The sequence below is a fragment of the Pseudomonas sp. PME37.24/006 genome (genome assembly GCF_055556635.1).
Map to the genome: position 1 here is coordinate 816,971 of NZ_JBVHNL010000004.1, position 18,212 is coordinate 835,182.

General features: G+C 62.6%; 6 protein-coding genes. All 6 read right to left on the reverse strand.

Annotated features, from left to right (window positions below):
* Position 1: 1 nt before the first annotated feature.
* Positions 2–2,062 carry a pilus assembly protein TadG-related protein gene (locus tag ACZ3GY_RS19880; RefSeq protein WP_465911699.1) on the reverse strand — a complete coding sequence of 687 codons (2,061 nt, stop codon included), beginning with the start codon at positions 2,060–2,062 and terminating at the stop codon, positions 2–4.
* Between the two features lie 2 nt (positions 2,063–2,064).
* On the reverse strand, positions 2,065–2,532 hold the full coding sequence (locus ACZ3GY_RS19885) for a TadE/TadG family type IV pilus assembly protein (RefSeq protein ID WP_225836866.1): 468 nt from the start codon (positions 2,530–2,532) through the stop codon (positions 2,065–2,067).
* 241 nt (positions 2,533–2,773) lie between these two features.
* The gene (locus tag ACZ3GY_RS19890) at positions 2,774–3,952 is read right to left on the reverse strand and encodes a beta-barrel domain-containing protein (protein ID WP_225836869.1); all 1,179 of its coding nucleotides are present in this window, start codon (positions 3,950–3,952) and stop codon (positions 2,774–2,776) included.
* Positions 3,939–6,101, reverse strand: coding sequence for a type I secretion system permease/ATPase (locus tag ACZ3GY_RS19895; protein WP_465911700.1), 2,163 nt, complete (start codon positions 6,099–6,101; stop codon positions 3,939–3,941). Before ACZ3GY_RS19895 ends, ACZ3GY_RS19890 begins: the two co-directional genes overlap by 14 nt.
* Complete coding sequence (locus tag ACZ3GY_RS19900; protein ID WP_465911701.1) at positions 6,091–7,341, reverse strand: TolC family protein; 1,251 nt, start codon at positions 7,339–7,341, stop codon at positions 6,091–6,093. The genes ACZ3GY_RS19895 and ACZ3GY_RS19900 overlap by 11 nt, the downstream gene beginning before the upstream one ends.
* A 20-nt stretch (positions 7,342–7,361) precedes the next feature.
* The gene (locus tag ACZ3GY_RS19905; protein WP_465911702.1) at positions 7,362–17,948 is read right to left on the reverse strand and encodes an Ig-like domain-containing protein; all 10,587 of its coding nucleotides are present in this window, start codon (positions 17,946–17,948) and stop codon (positions 7,362–7,364) included.
* Positions 17,949–18,212: the final 264 nt, after the last annotated feature.

Here is an 18,212-nt window from a genome sequence, read left to right on the forward strand (position 1 = left end):
CTCACTGAACCAGGCGCGGGATGCCGCAGCTGATGCTGTGGACTTTGATTTCGCTTTTGCCGAGTTCCAGGCCAAGGCTGGTTAGCAGACTGCTGACCGCGCTGCCCACGGAGTTGAGCAGTGGTTTTATCAGATCGAGCACAGGATTCAGGATGGTGAGTAGCAAGGGCTGGGAGTTACTGCTCAGGCCGAGCGCGGTGGCGAGGCCCGTCAGGACGCTGTTCAGGAGCCCTCCCTGAGCTTTTGTCTGCAAAGAGATAATCAGTTCATCGCGACAGCGAGTCTTGTTGGTGGCGCAGTTGATAAGACTCAATTTACTGTGCCACTCATCGGGCATCGTCGTATCCAGTAAAAGCAGCACGGGTCTGGGCCAGCTAAGCCCATCCGCTTTCATGGCCGCTCGAATGGCATCCTTGCTGCTGTAAGCCGCGAGGTATTTATCCGCGATCTGAGCAGCCTGGGCGGCGGTAAAGCCTGGAGAGCCGTCCGACCCCTTTGGCACCCCGAGCCCTATCATTCTGGTGACCTGTGAAAGCAGGTTGGCGATCGAGTCGCCAATCTTCAACTGATTGACTTGGGTTATATCGGACTCGTCCACGGCTAGCGTCACCTCATCTCGAACAGGATTGGTGCCGGTGCCAATCAGTGGCACTGCAGCCTTGCCCTTGATCAGGTCGGTGTTCAGCAGCCTGAGAATGCTGGCGTCCTCTAGGTTTGATTCGGTGCAACTGGCGCGGGTCGACCATAGCGTGCCGCTGGGCATATTGCCGATACAGATATTGCCGACCGTGGACTCGACTTCGATGGTCGCCTCCGGCTCTGCCAGAGAGCAGTTGATATCCGTCACTTCGCCCCTGGCACTCACCAAGTCGAGGATGATAGGTAGCTTGATCGAGGTGCCCAATATATTGAGCAGCGAGCTCGCTAGAGGAACACCCGTGCTGTCGATATTGATGTGCACGCGAGTCTGTGCGTTGAATGCTGTCGTTCCTAGAGGGCCGATACCGATGGCCGGGGGTTCTACTACGCCAAGCTCCACCTTCACCAGCCCGAGAAGATTCAGTTGATCCACCAGCAAACCGCGCCCCTGAACGGCAGTCATCAGGCCTGTGGATAACACGTCACCAAGCGCGAGTTTGGCATCCAATGCTGACCCGACGGCCCGGCCCGGCCCGGTGACGAGCTTCAACAGTCCGGGACGTTCATCGGTCGCCAGCAGATTGACCGTGGCGTCCTTCAACGTAGAGTTGGCCAGCTCGCTACCAAGCGCTCTGATATCAGCAGCCAACGCCTCGTTATGAGTCACCAGCTTTGCAGATACATCGATCAGCTTTTGAATGCCGACCGCATTGACTTTGGTACCCACTAATTCTGCCAATCCCTCTGGCGTAAGCGCTTTTAATTGATTGATGCCAACCTCCACCCCAAGCGCTTTTAGTAATTCGCCCGGTGTCACCTGAGCATTCGCAAGGCCTTCGGAGTCGAGTAGCGTCAGGCTGCTTATGTCTGCCCCGGCGGCTTTCAGTAGCCTTGGCAGCGCTCCGTTGGCATTGAGGTCGAGCAATTGGGCGCCGACGCTGAATACCGTCAGCGGATCGCTGTCTTTCTCGGCCACCGCTACGGCTTGCAGGTTCACGGTGGAGTTGCCGGGAAGGCCGAACAGACCACCGGTACGGACGATGATGCTGGCAGGCACCTGGCTGCTGGTGACGACCCTGACGGCTCTGCCACCGGCATCGATTGTCGGTACCCGCAGGCCGTCGATGATCGCGATGCTCGCGCAGGACGATGTCAGCCCATCTACAAAGCCGTAGGACGCGGCGTTTTCGAGGGCATAGAGATGGGCCTTGGCGGTATCGAGAGCGCAGTTACCCGACTCAAGCCGGGAGATGGATTCCAGGGCTGCGGTATCGGCGAGCTTCTGTAGCTTGCGCTGTTCCAGATACAGGCGGCCGCTATCCACCACCAGGGCGAGAAACAGGATAGCCATGACCAGGGTCGCGGCGCTGAGGATGCTGAAAGCACCACGCTGGCGCTGCAGATCGGATCGAATGCGCCTCATGCTCAGCTCCCCGACCCTGCGTTGTACAAGCGGATGGTCGCTTCGCCGCGTATCTCGCTGGGCAGCTGTGGAACCTTCCAGCCGAAGATGGAGAACGGCGGCATGATGCTTTCAGGGTTGCCGTGGCGTACGCACACGCTCCACACAGTGCCGGTTTTCAGGAAGCCGTCGTAGCCGTTGCAGGTTTGCGTCCAGGCCTCCGGCAGCCAGGAATTACGCATTGTCTGCAACACCCGCTGCTGATGTAGGGCGAGTTGTTCCGGCGTGGGCGCGCGGGTATCGGGCGAGTGGATGGCATCTCGCAAGGCTTCGGTGGCCAACTCCTGGTAGGTGGCGCCAAGCAGGAAAGGAATGCTGTAACCCACCAGGCCGTAGAAAATCAGAAAGAAAATGATGAAGGCGATGGAAAACTCGACGGCGACGGCACCGCGCTGCTTGTGAGCCGAAGGTATTTCTGAAGAGTGAGGCACTTCCCTGATCCTCGCGCCGTTGCAGTCGCTCAATGCGGCGGACATACAGCGGGTATAACCCGAGCTGCTGGTTCCGCTGGGCACAGGTCACCTGTACATGAAGTCGGCGGGGAGATGATGCCGATGACACACAGAGGGCTTGCCAGTAGATATGTAATAGCAAGCAGATATGCACGGCGCCATAGCACTTTGTGACTAACACCAAGCACCCTCACCCGCCGTGCGAATGTTGGCCAGGCCCTCAGTAAAGCTGCGCTTTTAGCAGCGGCCTGAGCAGGTAGTTGAGCACCGTGCGCTTGCCGCTGAGGATATCTACCTCGGCCACCATGCCCGGAATTATCGGCAGGATTTCATCGCGACGCTTGAGCTGGCTGCCGTCGGTCTTGATCAGCACTTCGTAGTAGAACTCTTTGCCCTGTGCCGTTTCCTCGGCAATGGTGTCGGCGCTGATTTGTTCAAGGGTGCCGTTCAGGTAGCCGTAGATGCTGTAGTCATAGGCGGTGATCTTCACCTTGGTGGGCATGCCGGGCACCAGGAAGGCCACGTCGCGGGGTTTGATCCGCGCTTCGATTAGCAATCGATCCTCCACGGGGATCACTTCCATGATCGGCTCGCCAGGCTGGATCACCCCACCTCGGGTGTTGATCAGCACGGTGTTCACCCGGCCGCGCACCGGTGAAAGGATCTCGGTACGGCGTAGTTGATCTTCCCGCTGTTGGACGATGGGCTCCAGGGCACTGAGTTCGGCCTTCTTGCTCTGCCGCTCGGTGTAAGCATCCTGAAAGTAGCTGCTGCGCAGCTCGGTGAGTTTGCCGTTGAGCGTGGCGATCTCCTGGCTCAGCTTGAGCGCTTCCATCTGGCTCACGGCACGTTTGGCCACCAGCGGCTCGACCAGGTTCAGCTGCTGCTGCGAGAGGCGTATCTGCCGGTTGATGGCGCTGACGCCATCCTGCAGTTTGTCGCGCCGCGACTTGAACAGTTCCTGCTCGGAGCGGGCCAGGGGGCTCGCGGGGTCGATATCCTCGGGGAACGCGATGCGATCCTTGCCCAGCACTTCGGCATCCAGGCGTGCGATGGTGGCACGCATGGCCGCCGACTGATTGGCCGACTCCTGGAACGAGGTACGAAAGCGCGTTTCGTCCAGCCGCACCAACGGTTGCCCGACTTCCACCAGATCGCCTTCGCCGACCAGCAGGCGATCGAGAATGCCGCCCTCCAGGCTCTGGATCTTCTGAATACGGGTGAACGGCACCACGCGGCCATCGCCGCGCGTTACTTCATCGAGCTCGGCCCAGGTAGCCCACGCGATGGCCAGCAATACGGTAGCCAGAATCGTCCACAGCAGGGGCCGGAACAGCGGGTGGGTGGCACTCAGCAACGGGTCTTCGAGCTGTCGGCGCAGGCGATCATTGGATGGCATGGTTGCCTCCTCGGTTTTCCGCTGGCGCGTTCACCACGTTGTCCTGCACCACCTGATCCAGAGCGCCATCCATGATCACTCGGCCCTGACGCATCACCACCGCGCGCTCCACCAGCGAGAGCATGACCTTCTTGTGGGTGACCAGAATCAGGGTACGTCCGGTTATCCACTGCTGCAGGTACTCGACCACCTGCTTTTCGCTGGTCTGGTCGAACGAGGATGTCGGTTCGTCGAGCAGTACGATGGGCGGATCCTGCACCAGCACGCGCACCAGCCCGACCGCCTGACGCTGGCCGCCGGACAGGCTGGCATTGCCCTGGATGGGCATGTCCAACCCCAGCGGGTGGCTGCGCACCCAGGCGCCCAGGCCGACGCCGTCGAGGGCTTCGAACAGCTCCTCGTCACTGACCGCGGCACCCTCCAGATTGAGGTTGTCGCGCAGCGTGCCGTAGAACAGGGCGATGTCTTGAGGCAGGTAACCGATATGCCGGCGGCGATCCGCGGGGTCGATCTGAGTCAGGCTGATGTCGTCGACCATCACCCGCCCGGAGCTCGGATCGAGCAGCCCGGCAAGCAGGCGCAACAGGGTGGATTTGCCGGCACCATTGCCGCCCAGCAGGGCGATGCGCTCACCGGCGCGAATGCTCAGGGCGTTGACGTCGACGATAGGCGGGGCGTCATCATGGCTGAGGCGCAGCTGCTCGAGTCGATAATCGCCTGCCAGGTTTTCCTTGCGTACGAAGCGCTGGCCGGCGGGCCGTTCCACCGGTCCGGTCATCAGTTGGTCGAGGCCTTCGAGGGCGACCTTGGTGTGCTGCCAGCGGCCGAGAATGCCGGCGATCTGTGACAGCGGCGCAATGGTTCGCGCGGAAAGAATCGAGCAGGCCACCAGAGCACCCATGCTCAGGTAGCCATCGCTGATGCGGTACACGCCGAACACCACCACGCCGACATAGCAGAGCTGTTGCACTGTGCTCACCCCGTAGCTAAGCGCCGAGGTCAGGCTCTGGGTCTTCATTGCGCTGCCGGCGAGCTGCGCCGTGAGGGTTTCCCACAGGTGCATGCAGCGGCCTTCGGCGCGGCTGGCCTTGACTGTTTCCAGGTGCTCGATGGATTCCAGCAGGATGCCGTTCTTCACCGCGCCCTCGCGCAGATTCTGCCGGGACAGACGCGCCAGGCGACCCTGGGCGAGCAGCCCGGGCAACACCATCAGCACCGCCGCGACCGCAGGCACCCAGACCACATGGCCACCGATCAGGGCGATGATCAGCAGGAAGATGAGCACGAAGGGCAGATCGCTGATCACCGCCGCGCTCGACGAGGTGAAGAACTCGCGCACCGATTCGAATTCGCGAATCTGCGTGCTGAAGGCACCGACCGAGGCGGGCTTGGCGCCCAGTCGGGTATTGAGCACCCGATCGAACAGCAACGATGACAATTGCAGATCCAGGCGTTTGCCCAAGGTCGTCAGCAGGTGCGCGCGCAGCCCGCGCAACAGACTTTCCAGGACGATGGCCAGGGCCACGCCACTGGCCAGTACCCACAGGGTGTCGAAGGCAGCGTTGGGCACCACGCGGTCATAGACCTGCATGGCGAACAGCGCGGCGGCAATCGCCAGCAGGTTGGCGATAAAGGCCGCTACGGCGACCTCGATATAGGAGCGACGCAGACGCTTGAGCGCGCTGTAGAACCAATGTTCGTGAGTCGGGCTAGCGAACTCTTCTGCGCGGCCATCGGGGCGATAGCGGCATTTGGCGAACACCGCCATGCCGCTGTAGATACTCTGCAGGTCGGCGATGGCCAGGCGTTGTACGCCACCATCGCTATGGGGCACGAGAATTTCGGCGTGCTCGTCGTGCTGGCTGACCAGCACCACACAGCGTCCGTCTTCGAGCAGCAGCAAGGCGGGCAGCAGGTAATCGTCGATCCGCTTGAGTGGCTCCTCGGCGACCCGCGCGACGATATCCGCACGGCGCAGAGCGCGGGCGACCATGCGCAGGGGCAGGCGGCCCTGCTCCAGGGCGATGCCATCGGCCAGTTCGGCGCCTGTCACCGGTCTGCCGAGCTGGCGGCAGAGCAACACCAGACCCTGGCGCAGTGGATCCTGATCGCCTCCCTTGCCCGCTGTTGCCAGGTTGTCAGGATCCATTCAGGCCATTCTCCAACAGGGGGCCGAGCAGACCGATCTGCGCGGCGGCACGGTACTCGAGGCGCAAGCGTTCGACCTGCAGCACGATCAACTGGCGCTCAGCCTCGAAGCGTTCACGTTGTACGGTAAGCAGGTCGATCACATCGCGGCGACCGACCTCGAACTGTTCACGGTAAAGACCGCCTACCTGTTCCGAGTCCCTCACCTGCACGGCGAGGGCATGTTCGCGCCAGAGCAGGGAGTCGCCGATATCGAACAGGCTCTGTAATTGGCGGCGAATGTCGCGCAGGATGGCGTCCTGACCCCAGCTGGCCGACTCCAGGCGTTGCGCGGCGGCAGTGGGGCGCTGGAAGTTGGAAAGCCCTTGGATGGTGTCCATGCGCAGGCGCAGGTTGACCATCGAATCGTTCTGCAGGCGCCCGCCGATTTCCCGGCGCGTCGCCGAAGCCTCCAGATTCAGTTGTGGCAGCAGCGCTGCCTTGGTGCCGCGCAACTCGGCCTCGGCCAGGCTGGTATCTTCCACGGCGCGCTGATAAAGCGGCGAGCTGCTGATGATGCGTGGCAGGTCTCGTGTCGCCAGGTAGCGCTGCATGGAGGGCGGACGGGGCTCGGCAAGACCCTCCGGTGGTGCTCCGACCAGCAGGTTGAACTGGTTGCCGGCATCGAGCCGTGCGCCTTTTTCCAGTGCCAACTGCTCCTGAGCGCGGGAGATTTCCAGGCCGGCACGATCCTGTTCGCTGCGATCCGAATAGCCATCTGCACCTCGCGCCTCGGTCATTGCCCGGATGTCGTCGAGCATACGGATATGGCGGCGTACAGCGTCGATGCGGCGGTCTGCGACCAGCACATCCAGGTAGGTTTCGACGATATCCAGGGCGGCGTCTTCACGGGTCACCTCGGCGGTGGCCGAGAGTTGGCGCTGCGTTGCCTTGGCGGTGTCGACCTGGCTTTCCACACGGCCCCAGTCGTAGAGCATCTGCGAGACGGTGACGTCGTAGACGGTCTCGCCCAGGTTGAATTCCTGGGGGCCGCCAGAGAGCGACAGCGATGGGTGGTAGCCACCCCTGGCTATCTTCACCTCGGTTTCGGCGCGCGAGACTTCAGACAGCGCTGCACGCACTTGCGGGTGAATGGCCAGCCCGTTGCGTACCGCCTGATCGACCGGCATGGCCGCCGCCGAGGCGGGCAAACACAGGGCGAAGGCGACGCGCATGACCCAGTGACAACAACGTGTATCCATACTGCGCAACGGCTTCCCTATCAACTGACCACGACCTGTACCGTATTTTCTTCCACCAACAGCGTGGTGCTTCCGTAGGTATAGACGTCGTAGGTGATGCCGTCGATCTGCTGCGCCCCGGTTTTCAGCGCGCTGGCCGTGAGGTTGAGCACATCATTGCTTTCGCCGGTGATCTGCAGGGTGTTTCTCGAGTCGGTCATGGCGTCGACGGCTGCAGCGGTGAGGGTCAGCGTGCTGCCTGAATCACCGGTACCGAGATCGATGCGCTCGATATTGCTGAAAGTGCCGATTCCCGCGGCCCCATAGTTGATGTCGATCCCGCCATCGAAAACCACCGTGTCGAACCCGGTTCCGCCATCGACGCTGCCGAAGTTGGTGGCCTTGATCTGGATGGTGTCGTTGCCTGCGCCTGCATCCACGCGGTCGCCCGAGCCGACATTGAGGATCAGGTCATTGCCGGCGCCGGCGAAGATCCGCTCGCCTGCGATGGTCGCGTTGCCGGAAAGTATGTCGTCTGCGGCCGTGCCATCGACCCGCACGTTGCCGATGGTCAGGCCGAGTAGGCCCAGCGGGTCGAGGTCGACGGTATACACGCCGCTCGTCTTGCCGGCGGAGGTTGCGGTGATGCGCAGTGCAAGATCGCCGCCGAGGTTGAGGATGTTGGTGAGCGACAAGCCTAGCTGGCTGAGCACGGTGGGGCTGAGCAGGTTGACCGAGAAATTGCCATTGGCATCGGCTGCCAGCGGGGCGATGCCGATATAGCCAAGCGGCGTGAGCACTTCGACGGCCAGTGCGGCACCGGCCACGGTCTTGCCGCTGATGCCCAGCCGGGCGGCTGGAAGATTGAGCAGATTGAGATTGGCGTCCACGGCCAGGTTGCCTAGGGTGATGGGTTGCTGCTGCAAGCTGGTACCCAGGCCCAGTGTCGCGACGTTGCTCTGGTTGCCCGCCTGATCCTTGGCGGATACCGAAACCTGAGCGCTGAGCAGCTGATCGTAGCTCAGGCCGATATTCAGCCCGGTAAGCAGATTCAACGAGGCCAGGCCCGCGTTGTTTGCGGTGACCGTGGCGGTGGCCACCGTGCCGCCCAGGTCGATGCGTATCGTCAGTTCACTGTTCGGCTCACCGGAAATGGTCAGCAGGTTCCCGACCAGACCGAGTACCGGAGAGGAGGGCGGGATGGTGTCGACGGTGAAATTCGCCGCCTGGGAGCTGGCGCCATTGTTGATATGCGCCGTCACCGAAGCCGCCCCTTGGGGGAAGCTGCCGGTGGGTGGCACTACCGACACGACGGCGCTGCCAGCCAGGGCCTCGGCAGCGGTCACGCTATGGGTCTGGTTGAACTGGTAACCACCGGTGCCGGTGTAGGTGACGGTGACCACGTCACCGGCGCGTACGCCTGTGGCCAGGCCAACGCGTACCTGAATACCGTCCGCTGCCTCGGCAGCATTGATGTAGGTATCGGCCGCCTCGGGAACGCTGATGGTCGGCGCCGACAGGTTGGGCGCGTTGGTGTTCGCGGATACGCTGACGTTGCCCGCAGCATCGATGGACGTCACGCCGATCGGCTGGCCGGCCACCAGTGCCGGGATCAGTACCGCGGCGAACGTACCCGCTGCGGTCGCCGTCACCGTGATTGGATTGGCGACGTTGCCGTTAACCACGATACGCACCTGGCTGTTGGCTTCGGCATTGCCGGTCAGCAGCGTGCCATCTGCAGTGACGAACAGGTTGCTCGGCGCGCTCGGTGCCTGGCTGTCGATGTTGGTAGTCGCCGCCGTACTGGTATTACCGGCAGCATCCTTGGCGACCACAGTGACCGCGGTGTTATGGGCCAGCGGGGTACCTGGGGTGAAGCTCCAGGCACCACTGGCATTGGCAGTGGTTTGGCCAATCGCTGCGCCGCCAGGGCCCGTAATGATTACCGTGCTGCCAGCCTCGGCGGTGCCGGTCAGCACAGTGCCGTTGCTGATTGAAATGCTCGGCGTGTTGGGGGCCACCTTGTCGATGGTGGTGCTGACCGGGAGGCTGGTGTTGCCCGCGGCATCCTGAGCCACGGCATTGACCGCAGTGCCATTGGCCAAGGTGGGCGGTGAAGAAAGCGTCCAGACGCCATTGGTGCCAGTGACCACTGTGCCGATCAGGGTGCCGTTGACGCCCGTCAGGGTCACCGTGCTACCCGCCTCGGCTGTGCCCGTGAGTAGCGTGCCATTGCTCGGCTGAATGGTCGGGGCAACCGGCGCCACGGCGTCGATGGTGGTACTGACCGGGCCGCTGTTATTACCAGCGGCATCTCTGGCAATCGCCGTTACCACCACGCCATTGGCCAGGGCGGGGCTTGGCGAGAATGCCCAGGCGCCGTTGCTATCTGCGGTGGCGATGCCGATCTGCACGCCGCCCGTGCCGGTGAGGATTACCGTACTGCCCGCTTCGGCGCTACCGCTCAGTTGGGTGCCGTTACTTGCCACGATGGTCGGCGGATTGGGGGCGATATTGTCGATGGTAGTGGTTGCCGATGGGCTGATGTTGCTGGCCGCATCCCGGGCGACCACGGTTACCACCGTGCCATTGGCGAGCGGGGTACCGGGATTGAGGCTCCAGCTGCCGCTGGCATTGGCGGTAGTGGTGCCGATCTGCACGCCGCCCGTGCCGGTGAGAATCACCGTGCTACCCGCTTCGGCCGTGCCGGTCAGCAGGGTGCCGTTGCTGGCTTGGATGGTTGGCACTGCGGGTGGCACGCTGTCGATCACGATGATGGCCGGCGCACTGACATTGTTGGTGGCGTCAGTGGCCGTGACGCTGACCGAAGTGCCGTCTGCGAGTGTCGGTAAAAACGTCGATGACCATGCACCTGTGATCGGGTCGGCCGTCACCTGAACGTCTGGCTGACCGGCAACGCGGATGGTGACTGTACTGCCCGGTTCAGCGATACCGCTGATCAGGCTGCCGTTGCTGGGTGCTACGACTGGCAGGTCAGGGCCGGAGTCGTCCACCGTCACGGTGGCCGGGCCACTCGTGTTACCGGCGGCATCCACGGCGATGGCGGTGACCAGTGTGTTGTCTGACAGTGCAGGGGTCGAAGTGAAGTGCCAGTTGCCGTTGGCATCGGCGGTGACCTGGGCGATTTGTAGACCCCCGACGCTCAACCACACGGTGCTGCCTGCCTCTGCAGTGCCGCTCAAGTCGGCACCATTGCTGGCGGCGATGAAGGGAGGAGGCGGTGGTACGGAGTCGACTCTGGTACTGGCCGAGGCACCGAGGTTGCCTGCCGCATCGCGGGACTCCACGCTGACCAGTGCGCCATTGGGCTGTGTCGTAGGCGGGACGAAGCTCCAGGTACCACTGGCACCCACTATCAGCGTGGTCAGGGTGTTGCCATCGACCTTGAGGGTCAGGGTACTACCAGCCTCCGCGGTGCCCTGCAGCAATGCGCCATTGGTGGCGGCGATGGTTGGTGTTGCTGGGGCAATGGCGTCGATGATGATGCTGGCAGACGCTCCCGTATTGCCAGCCGCATCCCGTGCGCTGATGCTGATCAAGGCGCCGTGCTGCAGGGGTGGTTGTGGGCTGAAGTTCCAGTCTCCACCAGGCCCCGCCGTGGCCTGGCCGATGATGACCCCGCCGGGGCCGGTGAGGATCACCGTACTGCCAGCCTCGGCGCTACCGGTCAGCGATATACCGTTGCTCGGCTGAACGGTCGGGGCAATCGGCGCCACGGTATCGATCACCAGATTCGCCGATGGGCTGGTGTTGCCTGCCGCATCGCGAGCCGCCACGGTGACCTGGGTATTGTTGGTAAGCGCCACGGGTGGAACGAACGACCAGTTGCCTGCGCCATCGACAATGGCCTGACCAATGGCGGCACCGCCGGCCCCAGTGATGATTACCGTGGTACCTACCTCTGCAGTACCGCTCAGGATCACGCCGTTACTGGGGTTGATGCCCGGGGTGGCAGGAGCCAGCGCATCGACTATGGCCTCGGCCACAAGGCTGACATTGCCTGCTGCATCGGTCGCCGTGGCGCTGATCTGGGTGGTGTTGCCCAGGGGCGGTGTTGCGGTAAACGTCCAGCTGCCATTGGCATCGACCTCGGCGGTGCCGATGCTGCTGCCGTTCACCTGGATGTTCACGGTGCTACCGGCTTCGGCGGTTCCGCTGATGATCTGGCCGTTGGTTGGGTTGATCAGCGGTGCCGATGGCGCGACGCTGTCGATCAGGGTGCTGGCCGGCGCGCTCTCATTACCCAGGGCATCTCGAGCCACAACTGTAACCAGGCTGCCATTGGCCAATGCCTGGGCCGGCGCGAAGCTCCAATCGCCATTGGCGTCGACGTTAACGCTGACGCTCGGGATAACACCTGCACCCGTTATGATCACCGTGCTGCCGATTTCGGCGGTACCGCTCAGTAAGGTGCCGTTGCTCGGGTTCACGGTCGGATGATCCGGCACCTGCGAATCGATGACGGTACTCGCCGATGGGCTGGTATTACCCGCCGCATCGCGTGATACCACCGTGACCGGGGTGCCGTCGGCTAATGCGTTAGTGGGCGTGAAACTCCAGATACCCCCCGCGTTTGCCGTGGTTTGGCCGATGGGGCTTGCGCCTGCACCGGTGATGATCACCGTGCTGCCTGCTTCCGCGGTGCCACTGAGTTCGATGCCATTGCTTGGCGAAATCGTCGGTGCAACCGGAGCGACGGTATCGATGGTGGTGCTGACTGCGGCGCTGGTGTTGCCAAGTGCATCACGAGCGACGGCACTGATCACTGCACCATTGGGCAGTGCGGGGGAGGGTATGAGCGTCCAGGTACCCTCAGCCGTGGCGGTCACCTGACCGATGATGCGACCGCTGGCATCCGTGACCACCACCGTGCTGCCTGCGTCGGCGCTACCGCCCAGCTGCACGCCATTGCTGTCGTTGATTGTCGGCGTTGCTGGCGCCAGTGCATCGATGGCGGTCGCTGCCTGGCCGCTGGTATTGCCAGCGGCATCGCGAGCCACTGCCGTAACCACGGTGCCGTTGGCCAACGCGGTATCCGGTGTGAACGTCCAGTTGCCATTGGCATCAGCAATAGCCTGGCCGATGCTGACCCCACCTGAGCCTGTGAGAATCACCGTGGCCCCAGCTTCGGCAGTGCCGCTCAGTTGCGCGCCGTTGCTGGCGTTGATGGTCGGGGTATTTGGAGCGACGCTGTCGACCACGGTGGTAGCTGGCGTACTGCTGATACCCCCCACATTGATCGTGGCGTTTACGGTGGTGCCGTCCGCGAGTGGAGTCGTTGGTGTAAACACCCAATTGCCCTGGCCATCGACCAGCGCCTGGCCGATAGGCGTACCTGCTGCGTCAGTGAGCAGTACGGTGGTGCCCGGTAGGGCGGTGCCGCTCAATTCGTTGCCATCACTCGGCGCTATGCTCGGGCGTGGTGGCAAGGTGGCGTCGACCCGCACCGTCGAGGCGGTGCTTTGATTACCGACGGCATCGGTGGCGATAACCGTCAGCAGCGCCCCATTGGGCAATGCGCTAGCGGGCGTGATCGACCAGTTTCCGTTAGCGTCAGCCTGAAGGGTTTGGCTGAACCCATTGGGCCCGGAGACGGTGACGAAACTATTGGCCTCCGCCGTACCGTTGATCTGTACCCCATTACTGGGGTTCACCACAGGCGCATTGGGTGCCTGGGCGTCGATGGTGATGCTGGCCCCCGGGCTGGTATTGCCGACGCTATCGCGCGCCACCACTGAAACCTGGGTTTGATGGGCCAACTGCCCGTTGATGGGGTAACTCCAGGTGCCGCTGTTATCGACCTGCACGGTCACTGGGGCGGCATTGCCGATGCTCAGCAGCACTGTGCTGCCTGGATCCGCTGTGCCGGTTAGAAAGCCTGAGCCACTGCTGGCAGTGATAGTGGGTACGCCAGGTGCAATGGCGTCGATGACCGTCGTTGCGGGCTGGCTGGTGTTACCGGCGTTATCGCGCGCGACCACAGTGACCTGCGTGCCATCAAGCAGCGGATTTTGCGCTGTGAATGTCCAGTTGCCGTTGGCGTCTGCCGTGGTCTGGCCGATCGCAACGCTGCCAGGGCCGGTGAGAATGACGGTGCTGCCGGCCTCGGCAGTACCGCTCAGGAGGCTGCCGTTGCTGGGTTGAATGACCGGGGTGTTGGGCGCCTGGGCATCAATGGTGATGCTGATGGGCGTGCTCTGGTTGCCGGTAGCATCCCGTGCGGTGATGCTGACAGGGGTGCCGTGGGTGAGTGCATTCGGTGGGGTGAAACTCCAGGTGCCGTCTGCGGCGACTACGGCCTGACCGATGACGGTGCCGCCGGCGCTAATGATCAGAGTGCTGCCGACCTCACCGACGCCGCTGAGTTGTGTGCCATTGCTGGGCACGATGGTCGGTGAACTTGGCGGCAGATTATCGATGGTGACGCTACTGGTTGGGCTGGTGTTGCCCGCCGCATCGCGTGCCACCACGCTGACCTGGGTGCCGTTGGCCAGTGCAATGGCTGGTATGAAGGCCCAGTTACCGTTTGCGTCAGCTGTGACTTGGCCTATGGCGGCACCGCCAAGTTCGGTCAGAATCACGGTACTTCCCGGTTCGGCGCTGCCGCCGAGTTCGCTGCCATTGCTCAAGGCAACGGTAGGTGCCGCGGGGGCGGCACTATCTATCGTCAGTGATGCCGCCGGGCTGGCGTTACCGCTGGCATCCGTGGCAATGGCTCGAACCTGCGCGGAGTTGGGTATCGGCGGGGTAAGGGTGATGCTCCAGGTACCATTTGCACCGACCGCTGTTTCGGCTATCAGGTTGCCGGCCAGATCCCTGATGGTCAGGGTGCTGCCAGGCTCTGCGCTGCCGCTCAATACGCGGCCGTTACTTGGATCGAGAAGCGGAGCGGCAGGCGCGCTTGCGTCGACGATCACGCTTGCCGCCGGGCTGGTATTACCGGCGTCATCGCGGGCGACCACGCTGATTTGCGCATTGTCGGCCAGTACGGGAGACGGAGTCAGCGTCCAGTTGCCGTCCGCATCGGCTGTAGTTCGGCCAATGATCCGTCCACTGGCATCGCTGACGATCAGCGTACTGCCCGCTTCTGCGGTTCCGTTCAACAGTGTGCCGTTGCTGGGCAACAGAGTAGGCGTCTGCGGTGCGACGCCATCGGTGGTGGTAGTGGCTGCCGCGCTCTGGTTACCCGTCGCATCACGTGCGACCACGCTCACCAAAGTGCCGTTGGCCAGTGCTGTGCCCGGTTGGAATGTCCAGATGCCCTGATCGTTGGCAGTGGCCTGGCCAATGCTGGCGCCGCCAGGGCCGGTCAGGATCAGCGTGCTACCCGCTTCGGCAGTGCCGGTCAGCAGGCTGCCGTTGCTCGGTTGTACAGTCGGTATGGCCGGGGCGATGCTGTCCACCACCGTGATGGCCGGAGCACTGCTTACGCCATTGACGCTGACGGTAGCGCTGACGCTGGTGCCGTTGGCCAGTGGCGCACCTGGAGTGAAACTCCAGGCGCCATTCGCATCGGCGCTGGTCTGGCCGATGGCGACGCCACCCGCACCGGTCAACACCACGAGGGCGCCGGCTGCAGCGGTACCGCTGAGCTCGCTGCCGTTGCTCGGCACGATGGTCGGGCGTGCTGGCAGCGTGGTGTCGATCGTCGTTGCGCTGGTGGTGCTCTGATTACCCGCCGCATCGGTCGTAGTAACGACCACCGAGGTGCCATTGGGCAGCGGGCTGGACGGGGTAACCGCCCAGTTGCCATTGGCATCGGTTGTGGTGGTCTGGTCAGGGCGGCCCGGCGTGGTGACGGTCACGGTGCTATCGGGCTCGGCGGTTCCGCTCAGTATGTTGCCGTTGCTGGGATGCACCACGGGCGCTGCTGGCGGTTGGCTGTCGACACCGCCGGTAACCGGCACGCTGCTATTGCCGCTGGGATCCTGCGCCACAACCGTGACAGGCGTGCCATTTGCGATAGGCGGCGTTGGGACGTAGCTCCAGTTTCCGTCGCTACCCACATTGACCTGAATCGGGGGCGTGTTGCCGATGGTGACGATGACCGTACCGCCAGCTTCTGCTGTGCCGCTCAACTCGTTGCCGCGAGTCGGGTTGAGGGTCGGAGCCTGGGGTGACTCGGCATCGACAACACCTGTGGCTGGTGCGCTGGTATTGCCGGCAGCATCACGTGCGCTGACGCTGATAGGCGTGTCATGGCCTAGCGGCTGAGCAGGAGTGATGCTCCAGATACCGTTGGCATTTGCAGTCGTCTGCCCGATGACTACGCCACCTGGGCCCGTGACGATTACCGTGCTGCCTGCTTCGGCCACGCCACTGACGGTATTGCCATCGCTTGGACTGAGTGTCGGCAGGGGTGGCGGGATGCGGTCGATGACCACGCTGGAGGGCGTGCTGGTATTGCCCACGGCATCGCGTGCCGTTACCTCGATGTTGGCACCATTACCTAAAGGCGTGGTTGGTATGAAGCTCCAGTTACCATCCGCATCGGCAGTGGTCTGGCCGATCAGTTGGCCATTGCTGTAGATCAGGATTATCTTGGCGCTCGCTTCGGCCGTGCCCGTCAGCAACTCACCATTGCTGGGCTGCACCACCGGTGCTTCGGGCGGCGCCGCATCGATGGTGATGGTGGTGCCGGCACTGCTGCCTTGAGGGTTCTGTGCGATGGCATTGATGACGGTGCCATTGGCCAGAGGCGATGCTGGAGTAACCGACCAGGCTCCGCTGCCATCGGCTGTGGCTTGGCCGATAAGTCCGCCATTGGCGTCTCTGACGAAGATCATGCTTCCCGCGTCAGCCGTACCCGAAATGACCGTACCGTTACTCGCGCTGATGATCGGCGCATTGGGTAGTGCGCTGTCGACGGTTACCGAATCGACAGGGCCGGTATTACCCGCGGCATCGCGGGCCACTGCGCTGACCACCACGCCATTGGCGACCGGTGGGCTGGCGGTGAAGCTCCAGTTGCCGTTGGCATCCACCAGGGTCTGGCCGATGACGGTGCCGCCGGCGCTCAGTATCAACGTACTGCCGGCCTCGGCAGTGCCGCTGAAGACGATACCGTTGCTGTTGCCGATGTCCGGCGCCAATGGTGCTGCTGCGTCGATGGTCAACGCGGCGACCGGGCTGCTGTTGCCAGCACGATCCGTAGCGATGATGTTGACTACGGTGCCGTCTGCCAGTGCCGGGTTAGGGCTGTAGCTCCAGAGCCCGTTGGCATCTGCGGTTACCGTCACCGGTGGGTTGTTGCCAATGGTTAGCGTGACGGTGCTATTGGCTTCCGCCGTGCCGCTCAGCAAGGTGCCATTGCTGGCTTCTACGGTGGGCGCTTCAGGAGGGTTGCGATCGATCACGATACGGATGATCGGTGAGCGAATGCCCTGCACGTTGGTCGCCGACATGTCGACTAGGGCGCCGTCGGCCCAGGGAGTATTTGGAGTGAACGTCCAATTACCGTTGGCATCGGTAATGGCTTCTCCGATCAGCGAGCCATCGGGGTTGGTGATCAGCACCGTCGAGCCGGGTGGCGCGGTGCCGGTCAGCTGATCACCGTTGCTTGGATCGACCGTGGGTGCATCGGGTGACAGCACGTTCGGTGCGATGATGGTCGCCGTCTGGCCTTGGTTGCCAGCGCCATCGATGACCCACACTGCAATCGTTTCCCCCGCCACCAGCGGTGGGCTCAGCGTGAAAGTGAAGCGCCCGTCTGGGCCGGCGATGGTGAAAGCGTCGGCGATACCATCACCGTCCAGATCGATCTCGACGCGCGCGCCCGGTTCTGCGAGCCCGGTCAGCACGTCGCCTTCGGGAGACACCTGCAGCTCACTGGCCTGATCCGGCGCCGTGCTGTCAGGTGCAGCGACCTGCGCTGCCGGACTGGTATTGCCGGCTGCATCCACGACCACCACGCTGACGGCTTCGCCGTTGGTCAGCGGCGGTACGAGTGACACCACGAAGCGGCCGTCGTTATCCACCGTCGCGGTGTAGTCGGCGACGCCATCTCCGTTTACATCCACCTGCACGGTCGTTCCCGCTACAGCGCTGCCGGTAAGCAGGCGGCCATCTGCGCTGATCTGCAGGTTTGTTGCGGCGGGAGGCGCCGCTAGGTTGCCACCACCGCCGCCGTTATTGCTGCTGCTTCCCCTGCTATTGATCTCATCGGCCACGACCACGCCACCGGCAATCGCCACGCCGCCAATGATCGCGGCGGTGCCCAGGCCCAGGGTGCCCCCGGTGGTGGCTGCAGCAGATGTCAGCGAGGTGAATCCGGAAAGGGTGGTTTCCGATGCATAGGACGCCGCGAGAATGCCGTCGGATGCGGCTTGCGAAAGGTCTACCGCGATCAGCTGTTCTTCTTCACCCACCAGGAACAGCTGGCTTGGCTGTTCGACTGGCGAATAGAAATTGCTGATCCGCAGCACTTCCCCATCCTGCATCTGCAGGACCAGATCCATGCCCTCACGGCTGTAACTGGCAACTGATTCTGGGGAGATATTCAGTGCGACGTTACTGCGCTGACTCAGCGGTAGCGTATTGCTGACAGTGCGTTCGGTTGCTTGAGCGACTTGCTGGTCAATAGGGGCGACCTTAGCCTGTACTGCCATGAAGATTTCTCCCAATCCTTAACTTTCGACTTTCATCGAATTCCTGATTTCACTCCGGGAGTACCCGTAATTCAGCTGCATCAGATGAAAACGACCGCTATGTAAAACTAGCGTCCGAATCCTAAGCGTGTAGGGGGAGATGATATTTTTTTGGAATAGCGTTCTAGTATTTTTAGAGCCGAGAGCTATTTAATACGAATGAATTAATGCCAGTTTTTCATAAAGGAATTTTTAAGGCTTTGTTTTTATTATTTATTTTCAAAG

Bases quoted from the DNA above. Each gene is read 5' to 3' on its own strand.
- ACZ3GY_RS19895 (WP_465911700.1), bottom strand. From the start codon at position 6,101: ATGGATCCTGACAACCTGGCAACAGCGGGCAAGGGAGGCGATCAGGAT.
- ACZ3GY_RS19880 (WP_465911699.1), bottom strand. From the start codon at position 2,062: ATGAGGCGCATTCGATCCGATCTGCAGCGCCAGCGTGGTGCTTTCAGC.
- ACZ3GY_RS19905 (WP_465911702.1), bottom strand. From the start codon at position 17,948: ATGGCAGTACAGGCTAAGGTCGCCCCTATTGACCAGCAAGTCGCTCAA.
- ACZ3GY_RS19890 (WP_225836869.1), bottom strand. From the start codon at position 3,952: ATGCCATCCAATGATCGCCTGCGCCGACAGCTCGAAGACCCGTTGCTG.
- ACZ3GY_RS19900 (WP_465911701.1), bottom strand. From the start codon at position 7,341: ATGGATACACGTTGTTGTCACTGGGTCATGCGCGTCGCCTTCGCCCTG.